At 46.9% G+C, this 26,502-nt stretch carries 22 protein-coding genes; all 22 read left to right on the forward strand.

Annotated features, from left to right (window positions below):
• The first annotated feature begins 111 nt into the window (after positions 1-111).
• The 22 genes from rpsB to ACQCVH_RS06065 all read left to right on the forward strand — a co-directional run bounded on the left by rpsB (position 112) and on the right by ACQCVH_RS06065 (position 26,471).
• Entirely contained in the window at positions 112-813 is a 702-nt protein-coding gene (gene rpsB / locus ACQCVH_RS05960) for a 30S ribosomal protein S2 (RefSeq protein WP_009795872.1), read from the forward strand.
• Positions 814-904: 91 nt separating this feature from the next.
• Positions 905-1,786 (forward strand): translation elongation factor Ts, encoded by an 882-nt coding sequence (gene tsf, locus ACQCVH_RS05965; protein WP_224903530.1) that lies wholly within the window; start codon positions 905-907, stop codon positions 1,784-1,786.
• Positions 1,787-1,891: 105 nt separating this feature from the next.
• Entirely contained in the window at positions 1,892-2,617 is a 726-nt protein-coding gene (gene pyrH / locus ACQCVH_RS05970; RefSeq protein WP_009795870.1) for a UMP kinase, read from the forward strand.
• A complete protein-coding gene (gene frr / locus ACQCVH_RS05975; RefSeq protein ID WP_009795869.1) occupies positions 2,617-3,174 on the forward strand; it encodes a ribosome recycling factor in 558 nt (185 codons plus the stop codon). The genes pyrH and frr overlap by 1 nt, the downstream gene beginning before the upstream one ends.
• Positions 3,175-3,463: 289 nt before the next feature.
• Complete coding sequence (locus tag ACQCVH_RS05980; RefSeq protein ID WP_426834858.1) at positions 3,464-4,240, forward strand: undecaprenyl pyrophosphate synthase; 777 nt, start codon at positions 3,464-3,466, stop codon at positions 4,238-4,240.
• A 19-nt stretch (positions 4,241-4,259) separates the two neighbouring features.
• Positions 4,260-5,057: a phosphatidate cytidylyltransferase gene (locus tag ACQCVH_RS05985; protein WP_426834859.1), complete on the forward strand. Its 798-nt coding sequence runs from the start codon at positions 4,260-4,262 to the stop codon at positions 5,055-5,057.
• A 43-nt stretch (positions 5,058-5,100) separates the two neighbouring features.
• Positions 5,101-6,243, forward strand: coding sequence for a 1-deoxy-D-xylulose-5-phosphate reductoisomerase (locus tag ACQCVH_RS05990; RefSeq protein ID WP_426834860.1), 1,143 nt, complete (start codon positions 5,101-5,103; stop codon positions 6,241-6,243).
• A gap of 248 nt (positions 6,244-6,491) precedes the next feature.
• Positions 6,492-7,769, forward strand: a complete 1,278-nt coding sequence (gene rseP, locus ACQCVH_RS05995) for an RIP metalloprotease RseP (RefSeq protein ID WP_426834861.1) — start codon at positions 6,492-6,494, stop codon at positions 7,767-7,769.
• Between the two features lie 129 nt (positions 7,770-7,898).
• Positions 7,899-9,605 (forward strand): proline--tRNA ligase, encoded by a 1,707-nt coding sequence (locus ACQCVH_RS06000; RefSeq protein ID WP_426834862.1) that lies wholly within the window; start codon positions 7,899-7,901, stop codon positions 9,603-9,605.
• Positions 9,606-10,586: 981 nt separating this feature from the next.
• A complete protein-coding gene (locus ACQCVH_RS06005; protein WP_426834863.1) occupies positions 10,587-14,909 on the forward strand; it encodes a PolC-type DNA polymerase III in 4,323 nt (1,440 codons plus the stop codon).
• Between the two features lie 337 nt (positions 14,910-15,246).
• Positions 15,247-15,720 (forward strand): ribosome maturation factor RimP, encoded by a 474-nt coding sequence (rimP, locus tag ACQCVH_RS06010; protein WP_426834951.1) that lies wholly within the window; start codon positions 15,247-15,249, stop codon positions 15,718-15,720.
• Positions 15,721-15,762: 42 nt separating this feature from the next.
• Positions 15,763-16,947: a transcription termination factor NusA gene (gene nusA, locus ACQCVH_RS06015; RefSeq protein ID WP_426834864.1), complete on the forward strand. Its 1,185-nt coding sequence runs from the start codon at positions 15,763-15,765 to the stop codon at positions 16,945-16,947.
• Between the two features lie 16 nt (positions 16,948-16,963).
• A complete protein-coding gene (rnpM, locus tag ACQCVH_RS06020; protein WP_035403514.1) occupies positions 16,964-17,245 on the forward strand; it encodes an RNase P modulator RnpM in 282 nt (93 codons plus the stop codon).
• Positions 17,245-17,547 (forward strand): YlxQ family RNA-binding protein, encoded by a 303-nt coding sequence (locus ACQCVH_RS06025; protein WP_009795854.1) that lies wholly within the window; start codon positions 17,245-17,247, stop codon positions 17,545-17,547. The genes rnpM and ACQCVH_RS06025 overlap by 1 nt, the downstream gene beginning before the upstream one ends.
• Positions 17,548-17,566: 19 nt before the next feature.
• On the forward strand, positions 17,567-19,813 hold the full coding sequence (infB, locus tag ACQCVH_RS06030; protein ID WP_022543721.1) for a translation initiation factor IF-2: 2,247 nt from the start codon (positions 17,567-17,569) through the stop codon (positions 19,811-19,813).
• Entirely contained in the window at positions 19,813-20,094 is a 282-nt protein-coding gene (locus ACQCVH_RS06035; protein ID WP_009796000.1) for a DUF503 domain-containing protein, read from the forward strand. Before infB ends, ACQCVH_RS06035 begins: the two co-directional genes overlap by 1 nt.
• A gap of 14 nt (positions 20,095-20,108) precedes the next feature.
• Positions 20,109-20,480 carry a 30S ribosome-binding factor RbfA gene (gene rbfA, locus ACQCVH_RS06040; protein WP_022543722.1) on the forward strand — a complete coding sequence of 124 codons (372 nt, stop codon included), beginning with the start codon at positions 20,109-20,111 and terminating at the stop codon, positions 20,478-20,480.
• Between the two features lie 102 nt (positions 20,481-20,582).
• Positions 20,583-21,500 carry a tRNA pseudouridine(55) synthase TruB gene (gene truB, locus ACQCVH_RS06045; protein WP_426834865.1) on the forward strand — a complete coding sequence of 306 codons (918 nt, stop codon included), beginning with the start codon at positions 20,583-20,585 and terminating at the stop codon, positions 21,498-21,500.
• A 32-nt stretch (positions 21,501-21,532) separates the two neighbouring features.
• Positions 21,533-22,489, forward strand: a complete 957-nt coding sequence (ribF, locus tag ACQCVH_RS06050) for a bifunctional riboflavin kinase/FAD synthetase (protein WP_426834866.1) — start codon at positions 21,533-21,535, stop codon at positions 22,487-22,489.
• A gap of 118 nt (positions 22,490-22,607) precedes the next feature.
• The gene (gene rpsO, locus ACQCVH_RS06055; protein WP_009795996.1) at positions 22,608-22,877 is read left to right on the forward strand and encodes a 30S ribosomal protein S15; all 270 of its coding nucleotides are present in this window, start codon (positions 22,608-22,610) and stop codon (positions 22,875-22,877) included.
• A gap of 240 nt (positions 22,878-23,117) precedes the next feature.
• Positions 23,118-25,238 (forward strand): polyribonucleotide nucleotidyltransferase, encoded by a 2,121-nt coding sequence (gene pnp, locus ACQCVH_RS06060; RefSeq protein WP_426834867.1) that lies wholly within the window; start codon positions 23,118-23,120, stop codon positions 25,236-25,238.
• Between the two features lie 231 nt (positions 25,239-25,469).
• Positions 25,470-26,471: a polysaccharide deacetylase family protein gene (locus ACQCVH_RS06065; protein ID WP_426834868.1), complete on the forward strand. Its 1,002-nt coding sequence runs from the start codon at positions 25,470-25,472 to the stop codon at positions 26,469-26,471.
• Positions 26,472-26,502 lie beyond the last annotated feature (31 nt).

The raw sequence follows: 26,502 nt of genomic DNA on the forward strand, positions 1-26,502 counted from the left end.
TCATGGTGTTAATACACACGCCTATGGATTCAGGCAATTGGTGCTGTTTTGTACAGTTTTTGACTGAAGATGATATGGGCGGAGGCAAACAAACCATTAGGAGGAACTAACATGTCAGTAATTTCAATGAAACAGCTGCTTGAAGCTGGTGTACACTTCGGTCACCAGACTCGCCGCTGGAACCCTAAGATGAAGAAATATATCTTCACTGAGCGTAACGGCATCTACATCATCGACCTTCAGAAGACGGTCAAGAAAGTAGAAGAAGCTTATAACTACGTGAAAGAACTTGCTGGTAACGGCGGAACAATCCTTTTCGTTGGTACAAAGAAGCAAGCTCAGGATTCTGTTAAGGAAGAAGCTCTCCGTTCTGGTATGTACTTTGTAAACCAGCGCTGGTTAGGCGGAACTTTAACTAACTTTGAAACAATCCAAAAGCGTATCACTCGCTTGAAGGACATCGAAAGAATGTCTGAAGACGGAACTTTCGAAGTGCTTCCTAAGAAAGAAGTTGTACAGTTAAGAAAAGAACAAGAACGTCTTGAGAAATTCCTTGGCGGAATTAAAGATATGAAGACTCTTCCAGACGCTCTATTCATCATTGACCCGCGCAAAGAGCGCATTGCTGTTGCAGAAGCTCACAAGCTGAACATCCCTATCGTCGGCATCGTTGATACAAACTGCGATCCGGACGAAATCGATGTTGTTATCCCTGCAAACGATGATGCAATCCGCGCTGTTAAGCTTCTGACAGGTAAAATGGCTGATGCTATCCTTGAAGCTAAGCAAGGGGAAGAAGTAACAACTGCTTAATGTCTGTAAAGGTGATAATAGGGAGCACCCTTTATCACCTTTTTTTAAAGAAAATATGAAATGATTACATATATTTAAGGAGGATTTCAATATGGCAATTACTGCTCAACTCGTTAAAGAATTGCGTGAAAAGACTGGCGCTGGAATGATGGACTGCAAAAAGGCGCTTCAGGAAACAGATGGTGATATGGAAAAAGCAATCGATTTCCTTCGCGAAAAAGGAATCGCTAAAGCTGCTAAGAAATCTGACCGCATCGCGGCAGAAGGGACAACTTACATCCTTGCAGAAGGCAATGAAGCTGTCATCCTTGAAGTGAACTCTGAAACAGATTTCGTTGCGAAAAACGAAGGCTTCCAGGTTCTTGTAAAAGAATTGGCAGAGCACCTTCTTAAAAACAAGCCTGCTTCTGCTGAAGAAGCTTCTTCACAAACAATGGAAAACGGTGCGACTGTTGAAGCGCACATCAATGCTGCGATCGCTAAGATCGGGGAAAAGCTTTCCCTTCGCCGTTTTGAAGTGAAAAGCAAGACTGACAGCGACGCTTTCGGTGCTTACCTGCACATGGGCGGCCGCATTGGCGTTCTGACTGTTCTTGAAGGTTCAACTGATGAGCAGGCTGCTAAAGACGTAGCTATGCACATCGCTGCATTGAACCCTAAATATGTGTCACGCGATGAAGTTTCTGCTGAAGAAGTAGAGCGCGAGCGCCAGGTTCTGACTCAGCAGGCTTTAAACGAAGGCAAGCCTGAAAACATCGTTGCTAAAATGGTAGAAGGCCGTTTGAGCAAATATTTTGAAGACGTCTGTGTCCTTGACCAGGCATTCGTTAAGAATCCTGACCAAAAGGTCCGTGACTTCGTAAAATCAACTGGCGGAACTCTTCGCGAATTCGTTCGCTATGAAGTAGGGGAAGGCATTGAAAAGCGCGAAGACAACTTCGCGGAAGAAGTTATGAACCAGGTGAAAAAATAATAGATAAAAGCCGTTAAATCTGCTTTTTATGAAGGTAATCGGGGAACACATTGTGTTCCCTCTTTTTCAAGAAATCATGTAATTCCAATACATATGGAGGTTCTTATGAGCAGCCCTAAATACAAACGAGTTGTCTTAAAATTAAGCGGTGAAGCTTTAGCAGGAGAGCAGGGCTTTGGCATTAATCCTTCTGTCATCAAGTCGGTTGCACAGCAGGTGAAGGAAGTTTCCGATCTTGGAGTCGAAGTGGCGGTCGTCGTGGGCGGCGGCAACATCTGGCGCGGGAAGATCGGGGAAGAGATGGGGATGGACAGGGCGAATGCAGACTATATGGGCATGCTTGCAACTGTCATGAATTCCCTTGCCCTTCAGGACAGCCTTGAAATGCTGGATGTTGAATCACGCGTTCAGACATCCATCGAAATGCGCCAGGTTGCAGAGCCTTATATCCGCAGGCGTGCAATCCGCCATCTGGAAAAAAAGCGTGTCGTAATCTTCGCAGCCGGCACTGGCAACCCGTATTTTTCAACAGATACTACGGCAGCATTGCGTGCTGCTGAAATCGAAGCAGAAGTTATCTTAATGGCGAAAAATAATGTAGATGGGGTATACTCCGCGGATCCTCGGTTAGATGTAAACGCGGTTAAATATGAAGAATTGTCTTATCTTGATGTCCTGAAAGAGGGGCTTGCCGTAATGGATTCTACAGCTTCCTCCTTATGCATGGACAATAATATTCCGCTTATTGTATTCTCAATTATGGATAACGGCAATATTAAGCGTGCCGTATGCGGTGAAAAAATCGGAACGATCGTCAGGGGGAATAAATAATGCCAAAACAAGTTATTTCAAACTCGAAGGAACGTATGACAAAAGCAATCCAGGCGTATTCACGGGAGCTTGCAAGCATCCGTGCAGGCCGGGCAAGCGCTTCGCTTCTTGACAGGATTACTGTGGATTATTATGGGGCGCCTACACCGGTCAACCAGCTTGCTGGAATCTCCGTGCCTGAGGCCCGCCTTCTTGTCATCCAGCCTTATGATAAGAGCATTCTGGGAGAAATCGAAAAGGCGATCATCAAATCTGATCTTGGTCTTAATCCTACTAATGACGGGAATCTGCTCCGCCTTGCCATCCCTGCCCTGACTGAGGAACGCAGGAAAGAGCTTGTGAAGGTAGTCAAAAAAGAATCAGAAGATGCAAAGGTCGCAATCCGCAATATCCGCCGCGATGCCAACGATGATCTGAAGAAGCTGGAGAAAAACGGCGAGATTACAGAAGATGACCTTCGCGGCTACTCAGATGACATCCAGAAGATGACAGATGAGCATATCACTAAGGTCGACAGCATCACAAAAGACAAAGAAAAAGAAATTCTTGAGGTTTAATTCTTTTTCTGGTGTTATATCAGCTAAATATACAAGAACCCTCTATGTATATAGGGGGTTCTTTTGCTCATATGGCGAAATGAAGCACCATTATGGCATCCTGCAATAATTGCGCTGCTTTCTTGTATTCTTATTTTTATTATGTTTACATATTCTTTTTTATAGAGATATCTTCATTTATTTTTGGTATGATAAGAACGTGCGGATTTTGGGAATAGGCAAATCGTACATTTTGGGGAAAGATCTTTTTTCGGAGGATAAGAGAAACGCATTTTGAAGGAGCCGTCTTATGTTAAATAAAATTAGAAAATGGAAGAACCAAGCACCTTCTTCCGATCTCCGAGAGCGCATAATAAAAATAAGGGAACAAAAAGTACCTTCTCATGTAGCGATAATAATGGATGGGAATGGCCGCTGGGCCAAAAAGAGGGCCTTGCCGAGAATAGCGGGGCACCATGAAGGGATGAAGGTGGTCAGGAGGACGACTAAGCTTGCCAACGAGCTCGGAATCAAGACTCTGACCCTTTACGCTTTTTCAACTGAGAACTGGAAACGGCCGAAGCTTGAAGTGGATTATCTCATGAAGCTTCCGGAAGAATTCCTGGGGACCTTCCTGCCTGAACTGGTTGAGGAAAATGTCCGTGTCCAGATGATAGGCTATAAAGATAAGCTTCCGGGCCATACACTCAGAGCGATTGAAAGGGCAATGGAAGAAACAAAGGACAATGATGGCCTCATTCTGAATTTTGCTCTCAATTACGGCAGCCGGGCAGAAATACTCGAAGCTGTCAAACGGGTCTTAAATGATTGCCAAAGTGGCATAATGGAAGAAAGCGAATTAAATGAAGAAGTCTTTTCAGCCTACTTAATGACTGAAGGGCTGGAAGATCCCGATCTTCTGATCCGGACAAGCGGAGAAATCCGCCTGAGCAATTTCATGCTGTGGCAGCTGGCTTATACGGAGTTCTGGTTCACAGATGTATTATGGCCGGACTTCACTGAGGGAGAATTACTCGAGGCCATTGAGGTGTTCCAAAACCGTCAGAGGCGGTTCGGAGGAGTATAATAAAGGTGTTGAAAACTAGATGAAGCAAAGAATCATAACAGCGATCATATTTGGAGCTATACTAATTCCTGTTGTCATATACGGAGGGACACCGGTAGTGCTGCTTGCTTACGTGCTTGCCGCCGCGGCTTTGTTCGAAGTATTGAAAATGCGCAGGCTTAAGATGTTATCAGTGCCGGGCATAATTGCACTTGCCTTACTGTGGGGGCTGATGCTTCCTGATGGTGCAAAAGAATGGCCGGCATTGCAGTTTGCTGCCGGATCAAAAACGGAAATCGGCCTGCTTGCTGTCCTGCTTTTACTGACCTATACTGTAGGATCAAAGAACAGGTTCACTTTTGATGATGCAGCCTTTTCAATTCTTGCATCGGTATATGTGGGGATTGGCTTTTACTATTTTATTGAAACACGTGAAGCAGGCATTTTATTTATTTTTTTCTCTTTATTCATTGTATGGGCAACAGATTCCGGTGCCTATTTTATCGGAAAAGCCATGGGGAAAAACAAGCTTTGGCCTGAAATCAGCCCGAATAAAACGGTGGAAGGCTTTATAGGCGGGGTAGTATGTGCAGTCGTCGTTGCAGTTCTGTTCGTTCTGCTGACTGATATAGACGCAACACTGCTGCAGCTTACTTTGATCACGATCGTTCTGTCTATCTTCGGCCAAATAGGAGACCTGGCAGAATCTGCGCTCAAGAGGCATTATGAAGTGAAAGATTCCGGGACAATCCTTCCTGGGCACGGCGGCATCCTGGACAGGTTTGACAGCCTTTTATTCGTATGGCCGCTTCTGCATTTCTTTCAGCTGCTTAACTAGCCGGGAGAGTCTAGCTTGTTGAAACAATAGGAGTTGAACAATAGTGAAATATATTAGTTTAATGGGGGCAACCGGTTCTATCGGCACCCAGACCCTTGATGTCATAAGGGAGCATCCAGAGCAATTCACCCTGGCCAGCATGAGCATCGGCACGAACCTTGAACTTGGCAGGAAGATTATAGGGGAATTCAAGCCTGAGCTGGTGGCGGCTGCAGAGAAGCATGATGCAGACACACTTGCTGGCGAGTTCCCGGGAATTAAGTTTGTCTATGGCCAGGAAGGGCTTATTGAAACAGCCGTACATCCCAAAGCAGATATCCTCGTTAACGCGGTCCTTGGCAGCGTCGGCCTTCAGCCGACCCTGCAGGCCATTGAAGCAAAAAAAACGATAGCGATTGCCAACAAGGAAACCCTTGTCACTGCAGGCCATATCGTCATGGATGCAGCCAGGAGAAACGGTGTGGAGCTTCTTCCTGTCGACAGTGAGCACTCTGCTATCTTCCAGGCGCTTCAGGGGGAAAAAGAGAAGAATATTGATAAACTCATCCTTACAGCGTCAGGGGGCAGCTTCCGGGATAAAACAAGGGAAGATCTCAAAAATGTGACTGTCGAACAGGCCTTGAACCATCCAAACTGGTCCATGGGAGCAAAAATAACCATTGATTCTGCAACAATGATGAATAAAGGGCTGGAAGTAATTGAGGCCCATTGGCTGTTTTCCATGGATTATGAAAAAATTGAAGTTCTTCTTCATAAAGAAAGCATCATCCATTCTATGGTGGAATTTCATGACAGCTCTGTCATCGCCCAGCTGGGGACGCCGGATATGAGGGTGCCGATACAATACGCCCTGACATATCCGGACCGTCTTCCCCACAGGACAGGCAAGAAGCTTAACCTGGCAGAAATCGGACAGCTTCATTTCCAGGAGATGGACTACAGCCGATTCCGCTGCCTTCAATTCGCATTTGATGCCGGCAGGCGGGGAGGCACACTTCCTGCCGTCCTAAACGCAGCTAACGAAGCGGCGGTTGCAGCTTTCCTGAAAGGGAAAATCACTTTCCTCCAGATAGAGGATCTAGTCGAAACGGCTATGGAAAAGCATGCTGTTTCAGATAACCCGGGCCTCGAGGAAATCCAGGAAGTTGATCGTCAGACAAGGCAGCTGGTAAACTCGCTTCTATAAGCTGGTGTTCAGTACAGGAAAGAGGAGATTCCAAAGAGGGTTTTTGCGCTTGAAGATTGCCGGTTTTCCAGCTCTAGGCACCATCTGCTCCAGGGCATAACGAAATGGCCAAAAAGTCAAAGTGCAAGCCTTTTGGCCAGTATTATCCACTGAAGCCCGCTGGAAGCGAGCCAGGCAGACGCACGCACGAGGCGGACGCCCTTTCGCTTTTCTTACTGAACAACCTCTAAAAAAAGGTGGTTATATTTTTGGATACTGTGATAGCCTTTATTATCATTTTTGGAGCCCTTGTTTTTTTCCATGAGTTGGGGCATTTTGTATTCGCCAAAAGGGCCGGCATTCTTTGCCGTGAATTTGCCATAGGTTTCGGCCCGAAGGTGTTCTCCCATAAAAAAGGAGAAACTGTCTACACCATCCGACTGCTTCCGATTGGGGGCTTTGTAAGGATGGCAGGTGAAGATCCTGAAATGGTGGAAATCAAACCGGGCTATCGTGTTGGTTTGATTTTGGATAAAGACGAACGCGTCAGTAAAATCATTCTTAACAATAAAGATAAATATCCGGATGCAAGGCCGATTGAAGTGGAATATGCCGACATCGAGCATGATCTTGTCATCCGCGGCTATGCCGAGGGTGAAGAGGAAGAAAGGCTTGTTTCATATCCGATCAACAAGGATGCTCTCCTTGTCGAGGATGGTGTGGAAACACTCATCGCCCCGTATGACAGGCAGTTTGCTTCCAAGACGCTCGGGCAGAGGACTATGGCCATATTTGCCGGACCGATGATGAACTTCATCCTTGCATTTGTCGTCTTTGTACTGATTGGCCTTCTTCAGGGGATGCCGACAAACGAACCTGAGCTTGGCCGGCTGACGCCTGACGGAACTGCCAAGGAATCAGGCCTCCTTGAAGGAGATCAGGTTCAGAGCATTAACGGCGCTGAAATCTCAAGCTGGAACGATGTGGTGGAAATCATCCAGCAGAGTCCAGGTAAAGAACTGGATTTCATCCTTAGCCGCGATGGAGAAGAGCTTGAAATACCTGTAACCCCTGAGGCAAGGGAAGTTGAAGGAGAAAAAGGCAAAGAAACCATTGGCATAATCGGCGTATACAGCCCGATGGAGAAATCTCCGCTGAAAGCCATCGCTTATGGCGCAGAGGAAACATACACATGGACGAAAGAGATTTTCGTCATGCTTGGAAAGCTTGTCACAGGCCAGTTCTCCATTGATGCTTTATCAGGCCCTGTCGGCATCTATGTATCAACAGATACAGTGGCTAAATCAGGCATCTATTATCTGATGAAATGGGCAGGGATATTGAGCATCAACCTTGGAATCATGAATCTATTGCCGATCCCGGCGCTTGATGGCGGAAGGCTCATGTTCTTTGCAGTTGAAGCATTGCGGGGCAAGCCGATCGACCGCAACAAAGAAGGGATGGTCCATTTTATCGGATTTGCCCTCCTTATGCTGCTGATGCTTGTTGTCACATGGAATGATATCCAGCGATTCTTCCTGCAATAGAATAAAATGAAACATCTGCGGCTATCTCCAGAACCGGCGATAGCCCAGTTTTTTCTCCGGATACCCGGGAAACGGGACAAGCCCTTACCCTGATTAAGAATTAATATTTGAAACGAAGAGGTGCTGATAATGAAACAAAGCATGACACTTATACCAACTTTAAGAGAAGTACCGGCAGATGCCGAGGTCAGAAGCCACCAGCTTCTCCTCAGGGCAGGATTCATCCGCCAGAATGCAGCGGGTGTGTACAGCTATCTGCCAATGGCGCGCAAAGTGCTGCAGAAAATTGAAGCCATCGTCCGGGAAGAGATGGATGATGCAGGGGCAAGCGAACTGCTGATGCCGGCGCTCCAGCAGGCTGAGCTGTGGCAGGAATCAGGAAGATGGTATACATACGGGCCAGAGCTCATGAGATTAAAGGATCGTAATGACCGGGAGTTCGCTTTGGGTGCAACCCATGAAGAAGTAATCACCAGCCTGGTCCGTGACGAAGTAAAATCATACAAAAGACTGCCGTTGACGCTGTATCAGATTCAGACAAAATTCAGGGATGAACAGAGGCCGCGTTTCGGAATTCTGCGCGGCCGCGAATTCATCATGAAAGATGCGTACTCTTTTCATTCTTCACAGGAAAGCCTTGATGAAGTATACAGCAGGCTCTTTACAGCCTACTCCAATATCTTTACACGCTGCGGTCTGAACTTCAGGGCAGTTATTGCCGATTCAGGCGCAATGGGCGGAAAAGATACCCATGAATTCATGGTGCTTTCCGATATCGGTGAAGATACAATTGCCTATTCCGATTCTTCGGATTATGCTGCCAATATTGAAATGGCACCAGTGATCAGCAACTACGCAAAAAGTGGTGCCGTTCCAAAGGAAATGGAAAAGGTCCAGACGGAAAACCAGAAGTCGATTGAAGAAGTGTCTTCATTCCTGAATGTTTCAAGCGAGGAATGCATCAAATCGCTTCTTTTCAAGATTGATGACAAACATGTGCTGGTTCTTGTCCGCGGTGATCACGAGGTAAACGACATTAAACTGAAGAACCTCTTCTCAGCTGCATCGGCTGAATTGGCTTCTCCAGAAGAGACACGCAGCATCCTAGGCTGTTCTGTCGGATCACTGGGCCCGATCGGCGCTAAGGATGTTGAAATTGTTGCAGACCATGCTGTAGAAGCAGTAGTGAACGGCGTATGCGGTGCGAATGAAGAAGGATTCCATTATATTAATGTGAATGCCGGACGTGATTTTGAAGTCTCTCAATTTGCCGATCTCCGCTTTATCCAGGAAGGCGACCTCTCTCCGGATGGAAATGGAAAAATCCTTTTTGCAAAGGGCATTGAAGTCGGCCATGTCTTTAAACTTGGCACACGCTACAGTGAAGCAATGAACGCCGTTTACCTTGACGAAAACGGCCGCACCCAGCCGATGATCATGGGCTGCTACGGCATCGGTGTTTCCCGTATCCTTGCAGCAATCGCTGAACAGTACAATGATGACAAAGGCTTCACATGGCCGGCAGACCTCGCGCCACTCAAGATCCATGTCATTGCCGTAAACATGAAGGACGAATCACAGGCCAGCCTCGGAGAAGAGCTCTACAAAGAACTGCGGGGCAAAGGCTACGAAGTCCTCTTTGACGACAGGCCGGAAAGAGCCGGCGTAAAATTTGCCGACGCCGACCTCATCGGCCTTCCAGTCAGAGTAACAGCCGGCAAAAAAGCCTCCGAAGGCATCGTCGAAGTAAAAGTAAGAAGCACAGGCGATATGGAAGAAATCCATAAGGACCAGCTATTGGAGCATATCGCTTCCATCCTTTCTGCACAAAAGTAATGCAGACTAAAAACGGATCCCGTTGCGGGATCCGTTTTAATTTGTGGAAAGACTTTGGTGGTATTTTAGTTTAAGGGCTTTTTTCGTAAGGTTTGTTGATTTTATTTATATTCATATTACGATTTACATTTTGTGGTGTTGTATCCTAATTTGAGTGGCCAGCAAGCCTTTAAATAAGCGGAAAATTTCCGGTTAAACGGAGCGAAGTTGCGCATTTTCCTGTTTTTTGAGTCGATAGACGGAAATTCTCCGTCTATTTGAGCTGTTTTTAGAGCTTTTTTGAAATTAGGGGAATTTCTCCGCTTATTTTTCAACCTGTCAATGATTCCCTCAGTCAGGTCCGGAAAGGCCAGCTCTTTTATAAAGGGCGGGAACAAAACCCCTCCTGAAGAGGTATTTTATCATGTCTATAAGGATGACAAGATAGCAGCAATCCGTGCGAAAAGAGCCTTTTAAAAAGCCTCAGAAAGTTTATAAGCCTGTTGATTGGAGTGGAAGGCACGCAGACTCCTGTGGGAAATAGCGGCAAGGCTGAGACCCCGCAACGCGCAAGCGTGAGGAGGCTCAGCGTCGCCTCACGGAAAGCGAAGTGCCTGGAACGGAAATCAACACCCCATTTAATACCGGAACCAAATTACAGGAATACGAGCAGGAGGGATTTGATTTTTCAAAAATTAATTCGCAAAAAAAGTTCAAAGACCCTGTTGATTGGAGTGGAAGGCACGCAGACTCCTGTGGGAGATAGCGGCAAGGCTGAGACCCCGCAAGAGCTTGCTCTGAGGAGGCTCAGCGTCGCCCCGCGGAAAGCGGAGTGCCTGGAACGCAAATTAATAGCCCCCTTTAACAGCCAAAAACCCACTCCGTTTTCACACTATTTTCTTTTTCAAAACACACCCTCTCTTTATGGTATAATGACTAATGTTTCTAACCAAAAAAACAATCACATATAGAAAATAGATTTTAAGGATAGGAGAGAGAACGATGAGCGATGCCACAGGCAAAAAAGAGCGATTCCACCTCTTGCTCCAGCAGCTTCAACTCACAGAAGATGCCTTTGTAAAGCATTTTGAGAATGCGCAAATAGACAAAGTAGTAATAGAAAAGCAGGCAAAGAAATGGCATTTCTACTTCCTGTTTGACAGCATATTGCCATGCAGTGTTTTCAGCCGGTTTTCTGTCCAGCTGGAAAAAACATTTTCACATATAGCTAACACTTCTTTTACGATAGAAGTGGCAGACCAGAACTTCACAGAAGAGCTTCTCCTGGATTACTGGAAAAGCTGTATCCAGGAGATCGAGGGGATATCACCTCCGCTGATCAAGCTTCTGAATGAACAGACGCCAAAGGTGCAGGGGACGAAGGTCATATTGAACGTCCGCAATGAAATGGAAGGACTGGCGATCAAGCGAAAGTATGCCGGCATGATAGCGAATGTCTTCCAGACGTTTGGTTTCCCTATGCTGACTATCGATACAGAAATAAATGCCGATTCTTCTTCCAATGCTGAGTATGAGCAGTTCCTGAAGGCAAAGCAGCAGGAAGATCAGGAGCGGGGCCGCCAGGCAATGATCGATATGCAGAAAAAAGAAGCCGAAGGCGATTCAGGCTCAGGCGAACTGCAGGGACCGCTGTCTATCGGCCTTACCATCAAGGACGATGCAGACTTCAGGCGTCTTGAGGAAATTGTCGATGAAGAGCGCAGAGTTGCGGTTGAAGGCTATATTTTTGCAGCTGAAACGAAGGAGCTCCGAAGCGGCAGGACTTTGCTGACCTTTAAGGTCACAGACTACACAAGCTCCATCATGGTCAAAATGTTCTCGCGCGACAAAGAGGATGCAGCTCTGTTCCAGCATGTCCAAAAAGGCATGTGGGTGAAGGTCCGCGGAAGCATTCAAAACGATACGTTTGTACGCGATCTTGTCATGATCGGAAACGACATTAATGAGATTAAGCCGGTCCTGAGAAAGGACACGGCACCTGAAGACGAGAAACGGGTCGAGCTGCACCTCCATACCCCTATGAGCCAGATGGACGCAGTTTCATCGGTAAGTGCGCTGGTATCACAGGCGAAAAAATGGGGCCATAAGGCAATTGCCATTACAGACCACGCTGTGGCTCAGTCCTTCCCGGAGGCATTTAGTGCAGGAAAGAAAAATGATATTAAAATCCTTTATGGAGTCGAGATCAATCTAATTGATGACGGCGTTCCGATTGCCTATAATTCTGCCCCGATCCATCTGGCAGAAGGTACGTATATCGTCTTTGACGTGGAAACAACAGGGCTTTCCGCGGTTTATGATACAATCATCGAGCTTGCGGCTGTCAAAATACACGACGGCGAAATCATCGACAGATTCGAATCATTTGCCAACCCGCATCATCCTCTGTCAGCGACAACGATAGATTTAACCGGCATCACGGATGACGATGTCAGGAATGCCCCAGAGGTAGAAGAGGTGCTCCGCAGGTTTAAAGAGTGGTCCCAGAATGATATCCTGGTTGCCCATAACGCATCATTTGATATGGGCTTCCTGAATACAGGGTATAAAAGATATGGTCTCGACAAAGCCGCCAACCCTGTCATCGACACTCTGGAGCTTGCAAGATTCCTGCTTCCTGAGATGAAGAATCACCGCCTTAACACACTGACTAAAAAATTCGATGTGGAGCTTACACAGCATCACAGAGCCATTTATGATGCTGAAGCCACAGGTTATCTATTGATCAAGATGCTTAAAGAGGTTATGCAAAAAGGCATTGAATATCATAATCAGCTTAATGACAATATGGGCAAGGGCAATGCCTACCAAAGGGCGCGTCCGTACCATTGCACACTGCTGGCCCAGACGGAAGCCGGCCTTAAGAATCTATTCAAGCTTGTATCTATTTCACATATGAACTATTTTTACCGGGTTCCGAGGGTTCCCCGTTCATTGCTTGAAAAGTACAGGGAAGGTATCCTTGTCGGCTCAGGCTGCGACCGCGGCGAGGTTTTTGAAGCGATGATGCAGAAGGGGCCGGAAGAAGCTGAAGATCTGGCCGCCTTTTACGACTATCTTGAAGTCCATCCAAAAGCTGTCTATGCACACCTGATTGAATTGGAGCTGGTCAGGGATGAAAAAGCACTGGAAGAAATCATTTCGAATATCGTGAAGCTTGGTGAAAAACTGGACATCCCTGTCGCAGCTACCGGGAATGTCCATTACTTGAATCCTGTTGATAAAATATACAGGAAGATCCTGATCAATTCACAGGGCGGCGCCAATCCGCTGAACCGCCACCAGCTCCCGGATGTACATTTCCGGACAACAAATGAAATGCTCGACGCATTCTCCTTCCTCGGCAAGGAAAAGGCAAAGGAAATTGTTGTCGAAAACACGAATAAAGTTGCCGATATGATAGATTCCATTAAACCGATCAAGGACGACCTGTACACTCCGAAAATCGATGGTGCGGATGAAGAAATGCGCAATATGAGCTATGACATGGCAAGGCGGATTTATGGGGATGAACTCCCGGAAATCGTTGAGGCCAGGCTTGAAAAAGAGCTTAAGAGCATCATTGGCCACGGATTTGCCGTTATCTATCTCATTTCTCATAAGCTAGTAAAAAAATCGCTGAATGACGGGTACCTCGTTGGTTCGCGGGGATCGGTCGGTTCTTCCTTTGTCGCAACCATGACCGAAATCACGGAAGTAAACCCGCTGCCGCCGCATTATGTCTGCCCGGCCTGCAAGCATTCCGAGTTCTTTAATGACGGCTCTGTCGGATCGGGCTTTGATCTGCCTGACAAAAACTGCCCAACCTGCGATATTCCATTCCGCAAAGACGGCCATGACATCCCGTTTGAAACGTTCCTCGGATTCAAAGGGGACAAAGTCCCTGATATTGACTTGAACTTTTCAGGCGAATATCAGCCGAGAGCACATAATTACACCAAGGTGCTGTTCGGTGAAGACAATGTTTACCGTGCGGGAACGATTGGCACTGTAGCAGATAAGACGGCTTACGGGTATGTTAAGGCATATCAGCAGGACAACAACCTGCAGATCCGCGGTGCAGAGATTGACCGCCTTGCATCAGGCTGCACAGGCGTTAAGAGGACGACCGGCCAGCACCCTGGGGGCATCATCGTTGTCCCTGATTATATGGATATCTTCGACTTCTCGCCGATCCAGTTTCCGGCCGATGACAGAACATCAGAATGGAAGACGACCCATTTTGACTTCCATTCAATTCATGATAATCTCCTGAAGCTCGATATACTCGGCCATGATGACCCTACTGTCATCAGGATGCTCCAGGATCTGAGCGGAATCGATCCGAAGACGATACCGACTGATGATCCTGAAGTCATGAAGATTTTCTCCGGAACTGAATCATTGGGCGTCACTCAAGATCAGATCATGTGTAAAACGGGGACGCTTGGCATACCGGAATTCGGGACGCGCTTTGTCCGCCAGATGCTTGAGGATACAAAGCCGACCACCTTCTCTGAGCTTGTCCAGATCTCAGGCCTGTCGCACGGGACGGATGTATGGCTCGGCAATGCACAGGAGCTTATCCATAACAGCATCTGTACCCTGAGTGAGGTTATCGGCTGCCGGGATGACATCATGGTGTATTTGATCTATCAGGGCCTTGAGCCTGCCTTCGCCTTCAAAATCATGGAGTCAGTCCGTAAAGGGAAAGGGCTCTCTGATGAAATGGAAGAAGAAATGCGGAGAAATGAAGTGCCTGAATGGTATATTGATTCCTGCAAAAAGATAAAATACATGTTCCCGAAAGCGCACGCCGCCGCCTATGTTTTGATGGCTGTCCGGATTGCGTATTTCAAAGTACATCACGCCCTTCTATACTATGCGGCCTACTTTACGGTCAGGGCTGAAGACTTTGATGTAGAAGCAATGGTCCGCGGATCCCAGGCCATCAGGGCGAAGATCGAGGAAATCAACGCAAAGGGACTTGACGCTTCACCAAAGGAAAAGAATCTTCTGACTGTCCTGGAGCTGGCTCTGGAAATGAATGAACGCGGCTATAAATTCTCTAAAGTGGACTTATACCGTTCGGATGCAACAGATTTCATCATCGATGGCGACTCTCTGATTCCGCCATTCAATGCGATTCCAGGCCTGGGTACGAATGCCGCCCTTAATATTGTAAAAGCAAGAGGAGAAGGGGAGTTCCTCTCTAAAGAAGATCTCCAGCAAAGAGGGAGGATATCCAAAACGATCCTTGAGTACCTGGATAACCACGGCTGCCTGGAGTCACTCCCTGATCAAAACCAGCTGTCATTATTCTAAACCAGGGGCTTTGCTGCAGTTTCCGCCGGCATGGCAAACCCTTGCCGGCACGCCTGTTCCATTTGCATAAAAAATTTGGTTATGGTATAGTTTTATTGGAAATACTAAGGATAACTCTCGAAAAAGAGTGGGGCAACCCACTCTTTCGTGTTGTGTACGCTAATTTCTGAACGCTTCTCCAGGCATCTGCTCTGTGAAAGAAGCATGTTCCGGCTGAAAGCCCCCCCTTAGAGGGGGGTCTCTTTAAATGCCGGGGCCAGGCTTTTACAGGCATGGGCCTGAGCATCCCGGGATTTTACATACGGGTTTAAGGATGCCTTAACACCAAAGGAGGGAAATTATGAGCAAAGTGACTGAAACCGTCGAAGAGCTGGTCACCCCTATTGTGGATGAACTTAATCTGGAGCTGGTTGATATTGAATATGTGAAAGAAGGAAAAGAGTGGTTCCTTCGCGTATTTATTGATAAGGAGCAGGGTGTCGACATTGAAGAATGCGGCCTTGTCAGCGAAAGGCTCAGCGAAAAGCTCGACGAACTCGATCCTATTCCTTATAACTATTTCCTGGAAGTCTCATCGCCGGGTGCTGAACGCCCTCTGAAAAAAGAGAAGGACTATAAAAGTGCAATCGGAAAAAATGTCCTCATTAAAACGTATGAACCAATAGATGGCGAAAAAACGTTTGAAGGTAAGCTCACTCAATTTGATGGTGAGACAGTGACTGTGGAAGTCAGGGTCAAAACAAGAATAAAAACAATTTCCATTCCATTTGAAAAAGTGGCCAATGCCCGTTTGGCAGTTACTTTCTCATAAGGAAGAAACGAGATTTAGGAGATTAAAGGGGGATACAATCTCATGAGCAGTGAATTGCTGGATGCTCTGACGTTGCTGGAAAAAGAAAAAGGAATTTCTCGGGATATCATTATCGAGGCAATCGAAGCAGCCTTGATTTCAGCCTACCGACGCAACTTTAACCAGGCGCAAAATGTCCGCATCGACTTGAACCTTGGAAGCGGAACGATGAGGGTTTTTGCCCGCAAGGAAGTAGTAGAGCAGGTCTTTGACCCGCGCCTGGAAATCAGCCTTGACGAAGCCAAGGCCATCAACCCGAATTATCAGGTTGAAGATGTAGTTGAATTGGAGGTCACTCCGAAGGACTTCGGCCGCATAGCTGCACAGACTGCCAAGCAGGTTGTGACACAGCGTGTCCGCGAGGCAGAGCGCGGGATCATCTATTCAGAATTCATCGACCGCGAAGAAGACATCATGACTGGGATTGTCCAGAGGCAGGATCCTAAATTCATTTATGTCAGCCTCGGCAAGATTGAAGCCATCCTTCCGGCCAATGAGCAGATGCCTAATGAGCAGTATAAGCCTCATGACAGGATCAAGGTCTTTATCACGAAAGTTGAAAAAACGACTAAAGGACCGCAGATATTTGTATCCCGGACGCATCCCGGCTTATTGAAGCGCCTGTTTGAAATTGAAGTGCCTGAAATTTATGATGGCACCGTAGAAATTAAATCGGTTTCAAGGGAAGCGGGAGACCGTTCCAAGATCTCAGTTCATGCTGACAACAGCGAAGTCGACCCGGTAGGATCCTGCGTAGGTCCAAAAGGGACGCGTGTACAGGCAGTCGTCAATGAGCTGAAAGGCGAGAAAATCGACATTGTCAAATGGTCGCCGGATCCGGTTGTTTTTGTGGCAAATGCATTAAGCCCTTCCAAAGTGCTGGATGTAATTGTGAATGAAGAAGATAAGGCAACCACGGTTATCGTGCCGGATTACCAGCTTTCGCTTGCAATCGGAAAGCGCGGGCAGAATGCGCGCCTTGCTGCCAAGCTGACCGGCTGGAAAATCGACATTAAATCTGAGACTGAAGCCCGTGAATCAGGCATTTTCCCTCGTGAAGAGTCACTTCTTACTTTTGATGAAGAAGATTACGCTGATGATGCGGATTATGATACTGATACAGACTTCACTGCGGAAGAAGATGCTGATTTTGAATCTGATTATGACGCAGATGAAGACAGGGAGTAAGAAAGGGTGAATGATCGTGAACAAGAATAAAAAGGTTCCCATGCGTAAATGTGTCGCTACCGGTGAAATGAAGCCGAAAAAAGAACTGGTTCGCATCGTTCGCTCTAAGGAAGGCGAGGTCTCTTTGGATCTGACCGGGAAAAAGTCAGGCAGGGGAGCTTATCTTTCCAGAGATAAAGAAGCAGTCTTATCAGCACAAAAGAAAAATATACTCTCAAATCATCTCGATGCAGCAGTGGATGATTCTATATACGAAGAGCTTTTAGAGCTCATAGAGAAGGAGAAACGACTATCCTGATGAACTCAAATCAATGGATGTCATTGCTTGGCTTGGCCAATCGAGCACGCAAGATCATATCGGGTGAAGAGCTCTCCGTCAAAGAAATCAGAGGCGGAAAAGCGAAGCTCGTGCTGCTGTCAGCGGACGCATCTGCGAATACAGCAAAAAAAGTGACAGACAAATGTAAATCCTATAACGTTCCATATAAAATAGTGGAAAATCGTCACCTTCTTGGTCAAGCGATCGGAAAAGAAGCACGTGTAGTTGTGGCTGTCCTTGACAGCGGGTTTGCAAAAAAACTGTTGACGCTGCTCGATTAATTCTACCGGGGGTGAAAATATGAGTAAAATGCGCGTCTATGAATATGCAAAGAAATTCAATATTTCAAGCAAAGACGTTATTACAAAATTGAAAGACATGAACGTGGAAGTTTCAAACCATATGACAACGATTGAAAACGATGCTGTTAAAAAGCTGGATGAAATTTTCGGCAAAAAGGCCGACACTAAACCAGCCAGGCCTAATCAGTCAGCAGGAAATCAAAAGCCGCAGCAGAACAGCCAGCCAAGGCCAAAAGCTTCAGGCGAGCAGAACAGCAATAGCGGCAGCCGCGACAAAGCAAGGCCATCTGCACCGGCAAACCGTTCAGGCGGCGGCAATCAATCCAAGTCATTTGGAAACAATAACAACAATAACAGCAGCCGCGGCAATAACAACAATAACCGCAATAAGAACAACAACAATAACAATAATAAAAACCGCAACAACCGCAATAACCAGAATAAAGGGAAGCAGCATACTAACCATGCTCCTCAGCCCCGCAAAGAAAAAGAACTTCCGGCTAAAATCACCTTCAGTGATTCATTGACTGTGGCGGAGCTCGCTAAGAAGCTTCACCGTGAACCTTCAGAAATCATCAAAAAGCTCTTTATGCTTGGCGTAATGGCTACGATCAACCAGGATCTTGACAAAGATGCCATCGAGCTGATTGCCGGTGAATACGGCGTGGAAGTAGAGGAAGAAATCCTCATCGATACAACTGACCTTGAGGTTTACTTCACAGAAGATGAAAGTGCTGAACTGTCTGAAAGGCCGTCTGTCGTAACGATCATGGGCCACGTTGACCATGGTAAAACGACTCTTCTTGACAGCATCAGGAACACAAAGGTGACTGCAGGCGAGGCTGGCGGAATCACCCAGCATATCGGTGCTTATCAGGTAGAAGAAAACGGCAAGAAGATCACTTTCCTTGATACACCGGGACACGCCGCGTTTACGACTATGCGTGCCCGTGGAGCAAAGATCACGGATATTACAATCCTGGTTGTTGCAGCTGACGACGGAGTTATGCCTCAGACTGTAGAAGCAATCAACCATGCAAAGGCAGCCGAGGTGCCGATCATCGTTGCCGTCAACAAAATGGATAAGCCTGCTGCCAATCCTGACCGCGTGATGCAGGAACTGACAGAGCACGGACTTGTGCCTGAAGCGTGGGGCGGAGAAACGATCTTTGTTCCGCTTTCAGCCCTGACAGGAGATGGAATCGACTCCCTGCTTGAGATGATCCTTCTTGTCAGCGAGGTTGAAGAATACAAAGCTAACCCTGACCGCAATGCAGTCGGAACGGTCATTGAAGCACAGCTTGACAAAGGCAGGGGTTCAGTTGCTACCCTTCTTGTCCAGAATGGAACACTTAAGGTCGGCGATCCAATCGTAGTCGGCACGACGTTTGGACGTGTGCGTGCAATGGTCAATGATCTTGGCCGCCGCGTCAAAGAAGCAGGTCCATCCACACCGGTTGAAATCACTGGTCTGAATGATGTGCCGCTTGCAGGCGACCGCTTTGTCGTATTCAAGGATGAAAAAACAGCCCGCCAGGTCGGCGAAGTGCGTTCACAGCAGGCGATCCAGGCCCAGAGAAGCGAAAAGACGCGCGTCAGCCTTGATAACTTGTTTGAACATATGAAACAAGGGGAAATGAAAGATCTAAACATCATTATCAAAGCGGATGTTCAAGGGTCCGCCGAGGCGCTTGCAGCTGCCTTGAATAAGATAGATGTTGAAGGTGTCAATGTAAGGATCATTCATACAGCAGTCGGTGCGATCAATGAATCAGACATCACCCTTGCCGCTGCTTCAAATGCCATTGTCATCGGCTTTAACGTAAGGCCTGATAATAATGCGAAGCGTGCAGCAGATACTGAGGAAGTGGATGTTCGCCTCCACAGAATCATCTACAAAGTGATCGACGAGATCGAATCAGCCATGAAAGGCATGCTTGATCCGGAATTCGAAGAGAAAGTCATCGGCCAGGCTGAGATCCGCCAAACCTTCAAGGTATCAAAGGTTGGAACGATTGCCGGCTCCTATGTTACAGATGGAAAAATCACACGTGACAGCGGCATCCGCCTCATCCGAGACGGAGTGGTCATTTTTGAAGGCGAAATCGATGCCCTCAAACGCTTTAAGGATGACGCGAAAGAAGTCAGCCAGGGTTACGAGTGCGGAATTACCATCAAAAACTTCAATGATGTAAAAGAAGGCGACGTTGTCGAAGCATATATCATGGAAGAAGTGGAACGTTAATGGTAGTTGGCCTTGCAGCCTGCGAATGCATGATTTATGATGCACATTCTTTAAAAGAAAAAAGGGCTGTTCTGCAGAGGATCATCATGCGGCTCAGGCAGAGGCATAATCTGTCTGTTGCTGAAGTTGATTTCCAGGATACGTGGCAGAGGACTAAAATTGCCGTTGCGGCAGTTGCTTCTGCCCGTGTCTCCGCTGAAGCGGAGCTGCAGAACGCTCTCAAGCTAATCGATTCGTTTCCGGAAATAGAACGGACAATCACAGATATAGAGTGGCTTTAACAAGAGGTGATCATATGAGCCATAGAGCAAACAGAGTTGGAGAACAAATGAAGAAAGAGCTTGGTGAGATCATTGGCCGAAAGATCAAGGATCCCCGCATTGGCTTTGTGACTGTAACTGATGTTGCTGTTACCGGAGACCTGCAGCAGGCAACCGTGTATATCTCGGTTCTTGGAGATGAAGAGAAAAGGGAAAATACGCTTAAAGGACTTGCCAAAGCAAAAGGGTTCATCCGTTCAGAAATTGGACAGCGCATCCGCCTTCGCAAAACACCTGAAATCATCTTTGAGTTTGATGAATCAATCGATTATGGAAATCGCATTGATACGCTTCTTCATAAAATCCAGGAAGAAGGCCAATCTAAAGAAGAACAGGATAAAGAATAAGCTTCCGGAAAGGATAGACTCTGGTCTATCCTTTTTTTGGCTGCCCTGCAATAAAGAAGGCCGGGCAGCCAGCGTACATATAGTAAATGGAGGGGGATGGAAATGGAAGGAATCATACCGTTATTTAAACCTAAAGGGATGACATCACATGATTGTGTGTTCAAGCTTCGCAAAATCCTGAGGATGAAAAGGATCGGCCACACCGGCACACTTGATCCGGACGTGACCGGAGTCCTTCCCATCTGCATTGGCAGGGCCACAAAAGTCGCGGAATATATCACCGAGGCCGGAAAGGCTTATGAGGGCGAAGTCACACTCGGCTTTTCCACTTCAACAGAAGACGCATCTGGTGAAAAGATTGAAGAAAAACCTGTTGCCGGTTCAGTTGCAAGAGCACAAATCATTGATGTCCTAGAGAGTCTAAAGGGTGAAATCACCCAGACGCCGCCTATGTACTCGGCTGTAAAGGTGAATGGCAAAAGGCTTTATGAATATGCCAGAAAAGGAATCGAGGTTGAGAGGCCGGCACGGAAGGTCAGCATCTACTCAATCGAGCTGCTGAGCGGGGATCAGGAATTCGAAGGGCCCTATCCGTATTTCCGTTTCCGGGTTGAATCCAGCAAAGGGACCTATATCCGTACACTTGCTGTGATGATCGGGGAAGCCCTTGGTTATCCTGCCCATATGTCTGATCTTGAAAGAATCCGCTCTGCCTCTTTTGAGAAAGAGGAGTGCCTGACATTCGAAGAGATTGAAGCTCTTCAGGAAAGCGGGGAGCTTGCTGCAAAAATCAGGCCGCTCGAAGAGGGAATTTCTCATTTGCCGAAATACACGATTAGTGATACAGTTGCAGAGAAAGTAAAAAATGGAGCACTTCTGCATATACCGGATTTCCTGGAGAAAGAAACTGGCCCGATTGTCGTCCAGACAGAGGGCGGGACTGCCCTGGCCATCTATCTTCACCATCCGTCAAAGCCCGGCCTAATGAAGCCGTCCAAGGTGCTTAGAAATGAAGCATAGTATCCAGCAATAGAAAAAGGTGAGTATCATCAATGGAAGTCATTGCTATTAAACATCCCCATCAATTTGCCAGAACGGATTTTCCCGGGCTGTCCATGGCCCTGGGTTATTTTGACGGGGTTCATCTCGGACATCAGAAAGTCATTCTTGAAGCGAAAAAAGCGGCAGAGCAAAAAGGGCTGAAGAGCGCAGTCATGACCTTTGATCCGCACCCTTCTGTCGTACTGGGGAAAACCGAACAGCAAATAGAGTATATAACGCCTCTTGAAGATAAAATCAAAGAGATAGCAAAGCTTGGCGCAGATTATTTATTTGTCGTCGAATTCAGCAGCAGCTTTGCCAGCCTGCTGCCGCAGGAGTTTACAGACCAATACCTGATCGGCCTCAATGCCCGGCATGTAGTGGCTGGTTTCGACTACAGCTATGGCAGGATGGGCAAAGGCACAATGGAGACCCTTCCGTTTCATTCAAGGGAAGAATTTACATACACGGTGGTCGACAAGCTTACAGACGGCACAGAGAAAATCAGCTCAACCATCATCCGCCAAAAGATCAGGGAAGGCCAGACAGAGGAACTTCCGGGGCTGCTGGGCAGATACTATACAACGCGCGGCACTGTCATCCATGGGGATAAGCGGGGCAGGACGATCGGCTTTCCAACCGCCAATATCTACATCGGAACCAGCTATATCTATCCGCCGACAGGAGTCTATGCCGTAAGGATGTGCGTTGACGGGAGCTGGATAGAAGGCGTCTGCAATGTCGGCTATAAACCGACATTCAATAAGCCTGCTGCTGAACGGCCTTCAATAGAGGTTCACCTTTTTGATTTCAGCAGGGAAATTTACGGCTCTGAAGTTGAGATTGAATGGCACCGCTACTTGCGTTCAGAGAGGAAGTTCTCCGGCGTGGATGAACTGGTTGCCCAAATTTCGAAGGATAAAGACGCAGCTGTCGGCTACTTTGAAAATAATGAAGGTTTAACTTGATTTTTGTCCTGAAAAGCTGTATTCTTATAAACGTACCAAAAATAAGAACCTTTGCTTGGCAAGTCGAGTCACCGACGCTTGCTCAGTGACAGGGGATAAACATTAGGAGGTGAACAGGATGGCAATCACTCAAGAACGTAAAAATGAACTGATCAATGAGTATAAGACTCATGAGAACGATACTGGATCTCCAGAAGTTCAAATCGCTGTCCTTACAGAATCAATCAACAACTTAAACGATCACTTACGCACTCACAAGAAAGACCACCATTCACGCCGCGGTCTTCTTAAGATGGTAGGTAGACGCCGTAACCTATTGACTTACCTGCGTAACAAGGATGTTACTCGTTACCGTGAGTTAATCACTAAGCTTGGTTTACGCCGATAGTATTGAAAGCGGGATTTTTTCCCGCTTTTTTATCGTCTTTAAGTGATATTTACAGAAAGCCGGCTTATAAAAAAGCAGGCTTTCTGTATACATAGATTGATTTTTTACATAGAAATTGTGCATACTAAATACAACTATGTCTTTTTTTGATTTATAAAAGAATTTTACGATGGTTTAGGCTAATACAATAATTCGCTAAACCTCTAAAAAGTTTACACGCAGAGAGGGGTTTATAAAGCAATGGGACAAGATAAGAAGATTTATTCCTTGGACTGGGCCGGACGTACGCTTACAGTGGAAATCGGGCAGCTTGCAAAGCAGGCCAATGGAGCAGCGCTGATCCGTTATGGAGATACAGCAGTCCTCAGTACAGCAACAGCATCAAAAGAGCCGAAAAACCTTGACTTTTTCCCGCTGACAGTCAATTACGAAGAGCGTCTGTATGCCGTAGGGAAAATACCTGGAGGCTTCATTAAACGTGAAGGCCGCCCAAGTGAAAAGGCCATTCTTGCCAGCCGCCTGATCGACAGGCCGATCCGCCCGCTGTTTGCTGACGGTTTCCGCAATGAAGTCCAGGTTGTAAGTATGGTAATGAGCGTTGACCAGGACTGCTCATCCGAGATGGCCGCTATGTTTGGCTCATCTTTGGCACTGAGCGTTTCCGATATTCCTTTTGGAGGCCCGATTGCAGGGGTGACAGTGGGAAGAATCAATGGTGAATTTGTCATCAACCCGACAGTGGACCAGCAGAACGAGAGCGATATGCATCTTGTTGTAGCCGGGACAAAGGATGCCATCAACATGGTTGAGGCAGGTGCAGATGAAGTGCCTGAAGAAACGATGCTTGAAGCCATCATGTTCGGCCATAACGAAATCAAGCGTCTTATTTCCTTCCAGGAACAGATTGTTTCTGAAGTCGGAAAAGAAAAAACAGAAATTAAATTATATGAAATCGATGCAGACATCGAATCCCGTGTTCGTGAAACTGCTGAAAAAGATATGGTTACAGCCATCCAGGTGCAGGAAAAGCATGCCCGTGAAGCTGCCATTAAAACAGTGAAAGATGCTGTGCTGGCACAATACGAAGAGCAGGAAGCAGACGAAGATACCATCAAACAGGTGAAAAAGGTGCTGGACAAGCTTGTCAAAGCTGAAGTCCGCAGACTGATCACTGAAGAAAAGGTTCGCCCGGACGGCCGCGGCCTTGATGTAATCCGTCCTCTGTCTTCTGAAATCGGCCTGCTGCCGCGTACACACGGTTCTGGACTGTTTACAAGGGGCCAGACTCAGGCTCTGAGCATCTGTACGCTTGGCGCACTCGGCGATGTCCAGATCCTTGACGGCCTTGGCATTGAAGAAGAGAAACGCTTTATGCACCACTATAATTTCCCTAACTTCAGCGTAGGTGAAACAGGGCCGATGAGAGGTCCAGGACGCCGTGAAATCGGGCATGGAGCTCTTGGTGAACGCGCTCTTGAACCAGTTATCCCGAATGAAAAGGATTTCCCTTACACGGTCCGCCTTGTATCAGAGGTTCTTGAATCAAACGGCTCCACTTCCCAGGCAAGCATCTGTGCGAGCACACTTGCGATGATGGATGCGGGTGTTCCGATTAAAGCTCCAGTTGCAGGTATTGCGATGGGTCTTATTAAGTCAGGAGAGCATTACTCAATCCTTACTGACATCCAGGGTATGGAAGACCATCTTGGGGACATGGACTTTAAGGTAGCAGGTACATCCAAAGGTGTAACAGCTCTGCAAATGGATATCAAGATTGAGGGGCTTTCCCGCGAAATCCTTGAAGAAGCACTCCAGCAGGCCAAGAAAGGCCGGATGCAGATCCTTGATTCTATGCTTTCAACAATTGCTGAGCCGAAGAAGGAGCTTTCCAGGTACGCGCCTAAGATTCTTACGATGACGATCAATCCGGACAAGATCCGTGATGTTATCGGACCAAGCGGGAAGCAGATCAATAAGATCATCGAAGAAACCGGCGTTAAAATCGATATCGAGCAGGATGGAACAGTCTTCATTTCTTCTGTAGACCAGGAAATGAACGACAAAGCCAAGAAAATCATCGAAGACATCGTCCGTGAAGTGGAAGTCGGCCAGATGTACCTTGGCAAGGTCAAAAGAATTGAAAAGTTCGGCGCATTCGTTGAGATCTTCAACGGAAAAGATGGACTTGTGCATATTTCTGAGCTTGCCGAAGAGCGTGTAGGCAAAGTGGAAGATGTCCTGTCTCTAGGCGATGAACTGCTTGTAAAAGTAACAGAAATCGACAAGCAGGGCAGAGTCAACCTTTCCCGCAAAGCGGTCCTAAAGGAACAGCGTGAAAAGCAGGAGAAGGCACAGGATTAATATCCAGCCGATTTAGCATAAGATGAAGGCTTAGCCGGTATGCCGAGGAACGCAGACGAAAATGCAGCTTCCTGCTGGCTATGGCGGCAGCCGTATTTTGAAGCCAGGGAGATCCCTGGCTTTTTCTATACATAAAGAATCACCTGAATCGTGCAGGCAGCAGGATATTTCCAGCCGCTGTTCTACCCTGTCCACCCTTCACATAAAAATTAGTGAAGGAGGGCTGAACAAATGAAAAGACTAGCTGGTATGCTGATCATCGGTGCCATTTCGCTGATACTGGTCAATAACCCTTTTACAGATCATTATGTATCGCAATTAAAGATGGATAATCCCGCTGTCACTGCAGTGTCAGATCCTTTGATTCAAAGAATCGAGGAGGAATCCCCAAAATACTACATAGCTCCACAGGATGCGAAGATCGACCCGGTCTGGAAGGCAATACCCGGTTACAATGGGGTAAAGGTTGACACATTGGCATCATATAAAAGAATGAAGAGCGATAGGAAATTCGATCCTGATAAATTGGTGCTAAAGCAGATCGAGCCGGAAAAAAAGCTGGGTGATCTGCCTCCTGCCCCTGTTTATAAAGGGAATCCCGACAAGCCTATGGTCTCATTCATCATAAATGTTGCCTGGGGGAATGAGTATTTGTCCGGCATGCTTGCCACCTTGAAGAAACACAAGGTGACAGCAACTTTTTTCCTTGAAGGAAGATGGGTCCAGCAAAATCCTGATCTTGCCAAAATGATTACAGAAGCAGGCCATGAGGCCGGGAATCATTCCTTCACACACCCGGATATGAAAACCATATCCTCGGCCCGCATCAGGGAAGAAATTGAAAAGACCAACCAGGTCATTAAAGCAACAACCGGGCAGGAAGTTACCTGGTTTGCTCCGCCGAGCGGAAGCTACCGTGATGAAACGGTCCAAATTGCCGCTGAAAAGAAACTGAAGACAGTCATGTGGAGCCTTGATACGGTGGACTGGCGCAAGCCTTCCCCTGAAGAGCTGCTGAATAGGGTGGTCCCCAAAATACATAATGGCGCCATCATTTTGATGCATCCAACAGATTCCACAGCGAAATCCCTCGACAGGCTGATTATACAAATTAAAGAGAAAGACCTTGAAATTGCCTCAGTTTCAAGATTATTGAGCGAAGAGCGGATTATGGACAAAACATTGAAAGAAAAACAGGATTTTGGAAAAAATAACAATAATGAGATATACTAACTAAACCGCGATAAATGCACCAGGATAGAGA

This window comes from Bacillus infantis (assembly GCF_050107595.1).
GTDB classification, from domain to species: domain Bacteria; phylum Bacillota; class Bacilli; order Bacillales; family Cytobacillaceae; genus Bacillus_AB; species Bacillus_AB infantis_C.